This is a genomic window from uncultured Veillonella sp., from assembly GCF_934190855.1.
Classification (GTDB): domain Bacteria; phylum Bacillota; class Negativicutes; order Veillonellales; family Veillonellaceae; genus Veillonella.
Window position 1 is genome coordinate 1 of record NZ_CAKPTN010000166.1, and the last position, 3,552, is coordinate 3,552.

At 41.7% G+C, this 3,552-nt stretch carries 2 protein-coding genes; both read right to left on the reverse strand.

The genetic code is table 11. From position 1 onward, the window contains the following. The coding region (gene ftsY / locus Q0F90_RS08155; protein WP_296004625.1) for a signal recognition particle-docking protein FtsY at window positions 1-872 on the reverse strand (872 nt) is incomplete at its 3' end. Continuing rightward, window positions 872-3,552 (reverse strand): chromosome segregation protein SMC (smc, locus tag Q0F90_RS08160; protein ID WP_296004628.1); only part of this gene is annotated, 2,681 nt, incomplete at its 5' end. The genes ftsY and smc, both read right to left, overlap by 1 nt.

Here is a 3,552-nt window from a genome sequence, read left to right on the forward strand (position 1 = left end):
GGACGTAAGTCATCCATGCCTTCGCCAACGCCAATCCAGCGCACTGGTACGCCTAGTTCCTCTTTAATAGAGATAACTACGCCACCTTTTGCTGTACCATCAAGTTTAGTCACCACAATACCATTTACTGGTACTGCTTGACCAAATAATTTAGCTTGGCTTACTGCATTTTGACCTGTCGTACCATCGAGAACGAGCAATGTTTGATGCGGTGCCCCTTCTACGTGGTTATTAGCTACGCGGCCCATCTTCTTAAGTTCTTCCATAAGATTAACTTTAGTGTGTAGACGACCTGCAGTATCGACGATAACAAGGTCTGCATTACGAGCTTTTGCCGCTTCCATAGCATCGTATACAACGGCTGCTGGATCAGCGCCCTCTTTATGTTTAACGATAGGCACACCTACGCGATCAGCCCAAATGGATAATTGGTCAGCTGCAGCGGCACGGAATGTATCACCTGCAGCAATGATAACCTTTTTACCTTCTTTAGTATAGTAGTTAGCCAATTTAGCGATAGTTGTTGTTTTACCAACGCCGTTTACACCCACAACAAGGATAACCTCTGGATGGTGAAGTGTAATTTCATCCTCTTGGTCTACGAGCATTTCTGTAATGCGGTCTTCCATAAATGGCATTACATCACCAGTATTGTTGATAATACCTTCTGTTACACCACGACGAATTTCTTTCATCAAGTATTCTGTCGTTTTAGGACCAAGGTCACTAGTAAGCATAACTGCTTCTAAATCATCTAAGAAATCATCATCAATTTCTGCATAACCAATGATAACTGTCTCTACATTTTTTACAAAGGACTTACGAGTTTTTTCTAAGCCCTCTTTAATTTTATTAAAGAATCCGAATGCCATTATGCGAGATCCTCCTTCACATCTTCAAATGCTACTGTTAATAATCGAGATACGCCCCGTTCAACCATGGTTACCCCTTGTAATACTTCGGCAGCTTCCATCGTTTTTTTACGGTGTGATACTACGATAAATTGTGTTTCTTTATTTACCCGATTTAGGTAAGAGCTAAATCGTTCTACATTAGCTTCATCAAGGGCTGCGTCAACTTCGTCAAGCACACAGAATGGAGCCGGACGATAGTCGAGGAATGAGAATAATAAAGCAATAACGGTAAGAGCCCGTTCACCACCGGATAACAATGTCAATTGTTGACGTTTCTTTCCTGGTGGCTGAATGTAAAAGTCAATGCCACCGGTCAAAATATTATCTGGATCTGTCAGTACAATTTGGGCCGTACCACCACCGAACAATTGGCTAAATACCTCTTGGAATCTGCGACCAACCACATCTAATACATCGTATAGCTGTGTACTCATAGCCTTATCCATTTCAGCAATAACAGCTTGCAATTGCTCCTTCGCCGTATCTAAATCTGCTAACTGTGTAGTTAAGAAATCGTAACGCGCTTTTGTTTCTTCGTATTCCTCAACAGCATTAGGATTCACTGGGCCCAGCTCAGTAATTTCTGCCATTAAACGAGCTTGCTCATCCTTCCAATCGTTAACAGAACCTTCTATGCGAAGGGCTTGTGCATCTTCCAATGTAAAGCCTAGCTCTTGTAACTCTTCTACAAAACGTTCACAGTCCATGCGATAACGAGTAATCTTACCTTCCATATCAACGAGGCGACTTTGAACCACTTTATAACGTTGATTCAATCGGTCCTGCTCGCTAAGAATAGCTTCCAATTCCTCACGACCTGTAGATGTTTTATCATAAGCTTCATCGCGTAGGGCACCTAGACGTTCAACCTCTGCTTTAACTGCAGCTAGTTCTTGGTCTGCTAGCTCTTTAGCCTTCGGTAATTCCTCTTCATAGCGTTGTGTAGTGCTAATTAGCAAATTACGTAACGGTGTTAAGCGCTCTACAATACTAGCAATAGATTGATTGCGTTGTTCCCGCTGCGTTTCACGTTCCTTAATAGTTTGTCGCAGTGTATCACAAGTGAGGCGAGCTTCTGTGAAAGCTTCATAGGCCTCTTGCTGTACCTTTTGTAATACAGTTAAACGCTCCATCAAAGCCCCTTGATTACCATCTACACCGTGGTCTTCTTGCAAAGAGGCCAATGCTGTTTCTTGGTCTTTCAAGTTAGCCATTGTAGTAGCTAAATCAATATCGATCTGTACTAATCGTTGTTCCTCTTCAGAAAGAACACGTTTTTTACGATCCATTTGATTTTGTATATTTTGTACCTTTGTTTCACTAGCCACATAGAGTAAATTAGTATGTTGGTAGTTTTCATCAAGGGTAGCTCGTTCTTTTTCAGCCTCTTCAACCCGTTTTTCTAGATTTTCTAGGCTAACTGTTAAAGAACGGATTTGTTCTTCAATTTGTACAAGCTCTTGTTCAAGACTAGTAGCCTCTTCCTTACGGCTCAATACGGAGGCACGCTTGCGCTTTGTAGCACCACCTGTTAAAGAACCACCCGGTTGGAATTGCTCCCCTGTAAGGGTTACGATGCGCAATTGTTGATTATATTTTTTCTGTAATCCAATAGCCTCATCCATAGAGGATACGACTAACGTACGGCCTAATAAATATTGGAAGATATGAGCGTACTTATTATCAAAAGAAATACAGTCAACAGCGGTACCTATAACACAACTTTCACGTAACGCTGGTGTATCATAAGGTTTTCCTTTTACAGAATCCATCGGCAAGAAGGTTACGCGACCACCTTGAATAGATTTCAAGTAATTTACACCCTCAGCTGCTGCGCGAGCTGTAGTAGTCACAACGTGGTTGACACTACCACCTAATGCCGTTTCAATAGCCGTAGTATATTTATCTTCTACCGTAAAGAGATCCCCTACGGCTCCTGTAATCTGTTCGCGCCAAGAGCCTTTTCCATTTAGGATATTCTTAGTTCCTTCTAAGTAACCTTCATGTTGTTCTTCCCATTGAGCTAAGAGCTCTAAACGGCCTTTTGCACGTTGTTCTTGGGTACGAAGTTTTTGTAACTCTTTGCGTTCATCACGAGCTTGTATAACTGCTTCTTTGCCGCCATCAACGAGGGCTTGTCGTTGTGCAGAAATAGCATTAAACTTTTGTCCTAATGCTTCATATTCAGCGCGTGCTGCTTGTAGTTCGCTATCTACTTGAGCTATTTCAGCTTTTAAAACGTCACATTGTTTTGTAGACTCTACCTTACGTGCTTCTAAGCTACGAATACTAGCCTTTGCCGTTTCGATGGCACTGACAACCTCTAATTGGCGTTGCTCAAAGGCCTCACGATTAGATTGTAAGGATTGGAACTTTGCTTGCTCTGCACTTACATCTTCAACAGCTTTTTTATAATTAGCCTCTAACTCTGCTAGTTTAGATTCTTTCTCTACTAGTTGAGCACTTTCATCTTGAATCAATTGATTTAAAATGCGTAATTGTTGCTCTTCGCCTTTTTGTGTAGCTTCCAATTCGCTAATACGCATAGATGTTTCATCTAATTCGCGGCGAGCTGTTTTTAATTGCTCTTCTAATAGACGTAAATGACCAGCTAAACGCTCTTCATCACGCTGCTTTT